Annotated in this window: 7 protein-coding genes; 1 reads left to right on the forward strand and 6 read right to left on the reverse strand. The window is 61.9% G+C overall.

Annotation, left to right across the window (positions count from 1 at the left end):
* Window positions 1-16: 16 nt before the first annotated feature.
* Genes SGJ19_22850 through SGJ19_22875 form a run of 6 tightly spaced genes read right to left on the reverse strand, consistent with a single transcriptional unit; the run spans window position 17 to window position 7,291 of the window.
* Entirely contained in the window at window positions 17-1,054 is a 1,038-nt protein-coding gene (locus SGJ19_22850; protein MDZ4783094.1) for a GHMP kinase, read from the reverse strand.
* Window positions 1,051-1,827, reverse strand: a complete 777-nt coding sequence (locus tag SGJ19_22855) for a sugar phosphate nucleotidyltransferase (GenBank protein ID MDZ4783095.1) — start codon at window positions 1,825-1,827, stop codon at window positions 1,051-1,053. Before SGJ19_22855 ends, SGJ19_22850 begins: the two co-directional genes overlap by 4 nt.
* Before the next feature lie 16 nt (window positions 1,828-1,843).
* Window positions 1,844-2,779, reverse strand: coding sequence for an NAD-dependent epimerase/dehydratase family protein (locus SGJ19_22860; protein MDZ4783096.1), 936 nt, complete (start codon window positions 2,777-2,779; stop codon window positions 1,844-1,846).
* A 44-nt stretch (window positions 2,780-2,823) separates the two neighbouring features.
* Window positions 2,824-4,038, reverse strand: coding sequence for a class I SAM-dependent methyltransferase (locus SGJ19_22865; protein MDZ4783097.1), 1,215 nt, complete (start codon window positions 4,036-4,038; stop codon window positions 2,824-2,826).
* 35 nt (window positions 4,039-4,073) lie between these two features.
* Entirely contained in the window at window positions 4,074-5,183 is a 1,110-nt protein-coding gene (locus tag SGJ19_22870; GenBank protein MDZ4783098.1) for a hypothetical protein, read from the reverse strand.
* A complete protein-coding gene (locus tag SGJ19_22875) occupies window positions 5,180-7,291 on the reverse strand; it encodes a hypothetical protein (GenBank protein MDZ4783099.1) in 2,112 nt (703 codons plus the stop codon). The genes SGJ19_22870 and SGJ19_22875 overlap by 4 nt, the downstream gene beginning before the upstream one ends.
* 237 nt (window positions 7,292-7,528) lie before the next feature.
* Between SGJ19_22875 and SGJ19_22880 the strand changes: the two genes are divergently transcribed.
* On the forward strand, window positions 7,529-8,131 hold a 603-nt coding region (locus SGJ19_22880), incomplete at its 3' end, for a hypothetical protein (GenBank protein ID MDZ4783100.1).

Raw genomic sequence — 8,131 nt, forward strand, 5'->3', positions numbered from 1 at the left:
ATCGCGCCAACTTTTCTTACGCCGCTTGATCTTCGGCGGCGGGGACGGACATTGGCGACACGCGCAGGGCATGTTCGTTGTGCAGGATTTTGGTGCCCGGCGCGCTGATTTCCACGGGCACCTCTTCCAAGTGGGCAAGCGCCGCTCTGACCGAATCGCGGCGTTCCGGCGCGACGAAGAACAGCATGAACCCTCCTCCGCCAGCGCCCAAGAGCTTGCCGCCGCTGGCGCCCGCCTCGCATCCGGCGCGGTAAATCTCATTGATGACGCCGTTCGAGATCGCGGCGTCGAGACCGGCCTTCGCTTCCCAGGAGCGATGCAGCAATTGTCCGAAAGTGGTGAGATCGCCGCTGCCGGTTAGAATTGCGTACCCTTCGTCCACCATTCGCCGCATCGCGTTTAGACGTTCGACGTTTTGCGCGACGCGTTGTACCTGGCGTTCCGCCAGGTGACTGGCCCGCCGCCGAATTCCGGTAAAAACCATCAGCAGGTGTTGCTCGAACTCGAACTGCCGTGCTGCGGACAACGGTACGCGGTGCGCCAGAATCTCCGGGCCGCGGCGAAATTCCAGCAACTGGAATCCGCCCAGCGCCGCAAAGGCTTGGTCCTGGCAACCGACCGCTTCGTGCAGGACTTCACGTTCGATTTCGATCGCTTGATGCGCGAGATCCAACGGATGCACCACGCGGCCTTGGAAGCTATAAAGCGCATTCAGCACGCCGACGACAAAACTGCTCGACGTGCCCAGGCCGACTGACGACGGCAATTCCGCCATGCAGTCGATTTCAATGTTCTCCGAGACTCCGACCCAACGCAGGCACTCGCGCAACGGCGCATGCTGAATGGCACAAAGATCATTGACGCATTCCACCTGGCGATACGCGAGTCGAATCGAGTAGTCGAACAGCTTTGAATAAAACCGGGTGCAGGCCAAATAGGTGCATTTATCGATCGCGGTTCCCAGCACGGCGCCGCCATGCTCGTTGAAATGCTCGGGGTAATCGGTTCCGCCGCCGAAAAAGCTGATGCGGAACGGCGTCTTGCTGATAATCACGTGGTCGCCCCTTGCAAGTAATGCCGGGTGATAAAGGCGCTGGCTTCGCGCACGGTGTCTGGCGTACCGATGTCGATGAATTCCGCCCGGCAGCGGCACACTTCAAGCCGCGCGCCGGCTGCGAGAATTGCCGGCATGAATTCGGTTTCCATGCTGAGCGGGTTGCGTGGCGGAGCGAACGCAAGCAAGCGCCTCCGCAGAAAGTACACGCCGGCGTTCACTAGTCCGGCGCCCGGCTGTTTTTCGCGAAAGCCGATCAATCGATCGTGCGCGTCGACTTCCAGGCGTCCAAACCGACTCGCATCCGATTCGTCCACGCCCAACAGCACGCCGTCGCAGGCAGGATCTTTCAGAGCTCGCCACGCAGCGTCGAAGGAGGCCGTCACCAGTGAGTCGCCGTTCAGTAGAATCAGCGGATCGGCGTCCGGTACAAGTTCCGCTGCATAGCGGAGCGCGCCGGCCGTACCGAGCGGCGAGCGCTCGGTCACGGTGTCGATGCGCAGGCCCTGCACGCCGCACTTCGCCAGTTGCTCGCGACCGACGGCGGCCAGGTGCCCGAGCGAAACTACGGCCCGGCGCAGGCCTTGTGCGCGCAGATGTCGCAGTACCCAGGCGATGAACGGCAACCCGGCCGCATTGATGAATGGCTTGGGGACGTCGGGATGCAAGTGGCTGATGCGCGTACCGCGTCCGCCCGCCAAGATGATGGCGCAGGCGTGCTCCGGAGCGAGTGTCCCCGTCGCACAAGCCGCATCTATGCGTCGCCGTTTCAACGTCTGATTCCTTTCATCATGCCGCGCGCGTTGGTTGGAGCAGCCGTTCGCGTTCCCCGAGAAACCAATCCACGGTGCGTTGAATGCCCGATTGCAGCGGAACCCGCCGCCATTCCGGCAGCAGCCCGCGCAGTTTGGTGACGTCCAGGCATTTCGACTTAGCGCCCGTGTAACGCGTCGCGTCGTACTGAATCCGCTCGGCGTCGTAGCCGACCGCAGCGCAGATGCACTCCGCAAAGGCGCGAATCGAGTATTGCTCCCCGGCGCCGATGTTCACGAGGTCGTGCTCGCGATGATCGCCAAGCCAGAGCGCGTCGCAAATAAAGTCGTCGATGTAGACCAGTTCGCGTTGCTGTTCGCCGTCGCCCCACAGTACGACCGGCTCGTCGTACAACTTGCCGCGCAGAATCTTTCGGATCAGATCGAAGATGAAATGCATCTGCCGGCCATCGGTGTGGTAACCGGGGCCGTACAGCGTCGACGGCGTCAAGCAGACGTAGCGCAGATCGAACTGCCGCGCCAGCGACGTCATGCCCACGTACAACATGCGCTTGGTCATCGCATACGTATAGAGGCTGTCGATTGGCTCTCCGGCGAGATATTCTTCTTCGCGCAGCGGACGATCCGGCGCGTAAGCGCAGCTCGTGCCCATCGCGATTAACTTTGCGCTTGCTTGATGGCGTTGCCAGTAAGTCAATACCGTCGTATTGATCTGCTGGTTCTTGAGCCACTGCTCGCCAGGGTGGTACAGGCAGAAATCGCCGGCCTGCGTCCAGGCCGCGAGATGCCAAATCTGATCAAAACGGCGGCAGCTCCAGGGTTCCAGCGCAGCGGAGTGCGTCAGGTCGGCGTCGCGCGAACCGAGCGCGAGCACGGCGTCACCGCGCGTTCGCAGCGCGCTGCAAAGCGATTGTCCCAAGAATCCCGTGGCGCCCGTGACCAGTATGTTCATCCGTGAAGACCTGCTGATTGATTCCGAAACGGCGGTTGAATCCATTAAGCGGCGAGTTGTTCCACTTGAGGATCGACGGGGAAGTAGAATTCCACGCCGTTTTGCCACAACTCGCGGTGGTTGGCCAGAATCTCGTCCTTGAAGTTCCAGGCAAGTACGTAGTACACGTCCGGTTGCCTCGCGAGCTCGTCTTCCATCACGACGGGGATGTGCATCCCCGGCGACAGCAGGCCGCGTCGCAGCCGGTTTTTTTCGACGAGGCAATCGATCCGCTCGACGCCCACGCCGAAGTAGTTCAACATCGTGTTGCCCTTCACTGGCGCGCCCATGCCGTAGATCGTCTTGCCGGCCTGCTTCTGGCGATCGAGATACGCGACGTTGCGCTCGCGCATCCGCTCCACGCGCCGCGCAAAATCCAGATAAGTGCTCAGCGCGTTGCTGTTCCGGGCATATTCCACAGCCCTCAGGCTTTGCAGCCGTGCGCTGGGCAGTTGCCGGCCGCGGTGCGTGACGAAGCCGATCATCGAGCCGCCGTGAATCGGCGACAGGTACGCGTCGAACATCGCCAACCCGTGCCGCGCGAGCAGTCGCTCGATCGTCGCCAGGTTGTAGTACAGCAGATGCTCGTGGTAGATCTGATCGAAAGCCAGGTTTTCCACGATGTTCTGCATATACAGGAATTGCACGACGAACACGCCGTCCTCCGCGAGCGACAAGCGAATGCCCTCGGTCACGCTGTGCAGTTCCTCGAGATGAAAGAACACGCCGGCGGCGTTCACGACGTTGAACTTGCGCTGCAGGCTTTGCGCCAATTCGGCGTTGAAGAATTCCTGCACGGTGGGGACGCCCCGCTGTTGCGCGATGCCGGCCGTGGTTTTCGACGATTCCACGCCCAACACGTCCCAGCCGAGCGACTGAAAATGCGTGAGCTGCGTGCCGTCGTTGGAACCGATATCGAGCACGGACTTTTCCTGCCAGCGATCGCCGAACCGCGCGTCGACTTCCTTGGCGACCTGCGAAAAATGGCGTGAAAGTGAAGCGGTCACGCCCGACAGGTACGTGTGATCGCCGAACATCGTCTCTTTGTTGACCGTGTAGTCGAGCTGCGCCAATCCGCAGCCACGGCAATGCACCAGCCGCAACGGATAACGCGGCTCCGTGCCGGCTTCCTCGGGGCGCAGGAAATGATTGCACCAAGGGTGCAGGCCCAGGTCGAGCGCCAAGTCGAGTTCCGTTCCGTCACAAACGCGGCAAATCATACTTTCAACACTCCGCATACCATTGGTTTGATCGCCTAAGCCGCCGCTGGCAGCAGCCGTTCCAGCTTCGCGAACTGCGCCGGCCAGTTGAGCTCCGCGCGTACCGCGCGTTCGCAGTTTTTCACCATTCGCGCATAACGCCGTGTGCCGAATAGCTGCATCGCTTCCTGCACCGCGTCGCGATACGCCGCGAAGGACCAGTCGCGCATCAAGATGCCGCACTGGTAGCGCTCCACGATCATCTGGCACTGCGGGTGCGGCGCCACGATCGGCGGCACGCCGTCGGCGATGGCCTCGAAGAATTTATTCGGCGCGGCGTAGTGCGTGTGATCCGTGGTCGGGCGGTACATAACAACCGCGTAGGCGTAGTGGCGCCGCAAATGAGCAAGCGATTCGGCATCGCAACAGCCGAGATACCGGGGTTCGCACGTCGTATTGTGGAGGCGCTGCAACAGCTCTGCACGATCGGCCCCGCCGACATCTCCGTAGATGTCCAGCGGGACGTTTCGCATCTCGGGATGCAGCAAGTATTCCGCCAGGCCCAGTCCCGTGGAAATGGCGCCGCCGTAGTACAATCTTCGCAACCGCATTGCCACCGGCGTCGGCGCAACGTGGGGCGCGTCGCTGACGTTGTAGAGCACCGCCATCGGCTTCGCGGCGAAACCGCACCGCTGCATGTCCAGCCGAGCGCGGTTCTCCTCCGGAACGATCACCATGTCGATGCGCGGCGCGAGGGCGCGATTCATCAGGACGTCGAAGCGTCCATACGGCGCGATCATCTCGATCAACGCGTAAATCACCGTACGCGGCCGGTACTTCAACTTCGCCAGCACCGGCAAGGTGAACGTACAGCAAAGCAGCACGATGTCCGGACGTTCGCGGTTCAACTCGGTCGCCGTGTTCAACACGTATTCGATCCGCCCCGGCCTGGTATGAGGACTCACATCGGTGCAAATGCGCCGCACTTGGACCGAACCGCTGGCCATCGGGCGTGGCGGCCGGCCCGTTTGCTCCGGCTCGTAGATCGTGACCGGCGCGTTGTAGTGTGTAGCGAGTGAGCGCGCCAGGGATTGAACCTGCGGGCTGCCAAAACCCAAGCTAACGTCCGAGACCACGGCGATTGTGAGGCCGGCGTTCGTGGTCATGGCAGCACCGCCCAACCTGGCTCAGGCCTTGCAGCGGACGCAAGAAAATGGGGGCGCGGCGGTTCGACACGCGGCGTTGTGGTCGTGGTTCGCGTCGCGCTGATCAGCATCTCCACAAGCGCCGCGGGATTGTGACGCCGCGACCATACCTGGGCAAAGTCGCCGGCCGTCGCGCGATAGTGCGCGTGGTTTCGCAGGATCTCTTGAGTAGCGGCCGCTAATTCGCGCGGCGAATTCAGCACGACGCCCACGGCGCTGAGCGGTCGACGCATTTCCGCGCGCAGAAAATCGCATCGCACATCCGCCAGTTCCATTGGCAGGGACGTGTAGGCGTTGCAGGCGAGCAATTGAACAAAGCGAACCCGTTGCTTTAGATGTACCAACAACGAAACGCTGGAAGTGCAACCGCCGAGAACGTGTGTACTCGACGCCAGTAAGCGCCCAGAGCTGGCGTACTGTGCGACTTGCAACTCGACGAATTGACCGCGCTGAGCAGTCTCTTGTTGAAATGTGATTAGCAGTTCCGACGCGCCGCGCGCCGATTTCAATCGGCACTCGCATTGACGGCGTCCGCCGAGTTGCAGCCGGCCGTCGATCACGGGGCGCGATCCCTGAATGCCCGTCAGCTTCCAGTGGGAATTATCAAGCGTCCGCGTTTCCAAGACCTGCGAAGTTTCGCGAAGCGACTGGTGATACGCGTAGTGCGGCTGTGTCAACTGCATCGCCATCCACGTGCCAGCCGGCGCTACAACCGGGACGCCGGCCGTGAGCGCCTCGGCGAGGATGCCTGAACTGCGGGCGAAGTATTGGGCGCCGTCATAAGGAAGCAGCAACACGTCCGCGTCGCGCACGAGGTCGCGATACGCAACAGGCGCCAACGGTTCGGTCAACAGTCGCACCTTGTCCGCCGCATAGCCGCCCAACTGGGCGCGCGCGATAGCCACTTCGGGCGCTACGTCGCCAGAGCTGAAATTCGATTGAATGACGAAGCGTGCGGCGCGCGGGGCAATCCAGCGTTCCCAGAGGTCTCCGACGAGCCGGGGCAGCAGGTGATAACCCTTTTCGAAGCGTGCGTCGCCGACATAGGTAATTTGCAACGTCTTTTGCGTGCCGTTGACGTGGCGCGCCGCCAGATAGTCGCCGCCAACCGGGACGGGCAGCGTTCGAAACGGTAAACTGCTTAGCGAATTGTATTGCGAGGTAAGTTCCTCGGTATCGGCGTACAGGAACACCTTGTCCAGCGGAACGCAGACGCGCGCCCATTGAAACGCGTTGCGCAAGGGTCGCAGTGCTTCGCCGGAAGCGTCCTGGGCGTCGCGCGCGTGCAGGTTGTGTCGAAACACAAGATGCCAGGTGGCGAGCAAGCTTTCCGGTCGGCGCCGCCAGACGCGCGTCAATGCCATCAACTCCACGGCGGACGTCACCGACAACAACACCATGTCGCCGTCGAGCACGGGCTCCGCATCCAGCCAATCGCAAGTATCACGCACGAAATGACGCAGCTTGAGCCGCCGCCACAAATGCTCACGCAGCGGCCCGCTCTTGCCGAGTTGCGTCTTGGCCACTGCCATCGCCGCCTTGAAGTGCCGCACAACGTCCTTTGCCGCACGCCGTAGATAGCAGACTAGCGCCGCCGCCAGGCGATCGATGGACTCTCGATAGGGCAGCCAGCAGACGGCCAACTCGGCGAGGGCCCGCGCTTCCAAGACTACAAACAGCACGATCAGGCGGAACCAGTGCCCCGATTCCGCGCGATCTCGCCAGGCGCCCCGTTCGAGGCCCCATGACCAGGGGCTGTGTAGCGCGCACCAGAGTCCGAAGCGGGAATAGCGGAGCTGAAACCGAGCCCAAAAGATCGCTGACAGAATCGAGATCCGTTCACCTGCTCCCGTCGCAGTCGCAGCGGCCTTCCCGGAAGCATAGAAGAAACCGTAGCGGTATGCCGCGTGCGTGCGAAAGTCTGCTGGCGATGCATGCAATTGGCGATTGGCAATCAACACCGGCTCGAATCCACGGTCCTCGGCGGCGCGCAAGACCCGCGCGGCATACTCGAAGTAATGCCCCTGGTAATCCCGGAGGGATGGGTCGATTACGACAAACTTGGGCACCGCGCGCTCCATCGCTATCGCAGTAAACTCCGTGCAACTTATTTCGTCTGCGCAAGCGGCAAATCTTGACACTACCTAGTGACGATCGCATCCACATGGCAGCAGTTCGACCAGCGCGCCCGCAAATTTTTCCCAAATTGCCTCTGGAGTAGGCGACTTTCTAACGCCGATCAGGGTTCCGGGCGACGAAGCCGTGCCCGCTGACGACCACTGGTTCGATTCCCGGAGACCAGAGCCATGTTCCCTTCAATCCGACAATCTCTGGCTTGGGTTCGGGCACGATGGCACGCCGACCTGGAGTTTCAACATTCCGGCCAGCAACGCGCGCTCGGCGAACGGCTGGATCAGCTCCTCGCCAAGCTCGAAGCTGAGGCGAATCGCCTCGGGCGATGTGAAGATCGGCTAAATGGCTTAAAGACGCTGGTTGGGGCGACGTCGCAGAATTTAGCCGCGGGCCTGGACGCACTTGCTATCACCGAACCGCGCACGCGCGCGGCGTTGGCCCATTTTGAACAAGGTCTAGGCGAGCTTGACGCCCGCATGGGCGATCGCATTGCCACCGTGGGACACCAGGCCGACAGTCTGGTGCAGTCTCTCAGTGCGCAATACCAGGCGGTGCAGCATACGCTGGAAAACGTGACCACGCTCCGGCAAGAACTCCAAGGCGAGCAGCAGCGCCGGATCGAATGGGAGGGCCGCTGGGAACAATGGCAGCGCGAAGACCGCGCTGCCGCGTCAGCGCGCGAACAGGAGCGCAGCGAAGAGCGCCAGGAACTCGCCCGACGCGAACAGGCGCTGCGGGAAGAGTTGCTTTCCATGGCGCGTCGCGAGGAAAAGGAC

It is taken from the genome of Planctomycetia bacterium (assembly GCA_034440135.1).
Classification (GTDB): Bacteria; Planctomycetota; Planctomycetia; order Pirellulales; family JALHLM01; genus JALHLM01.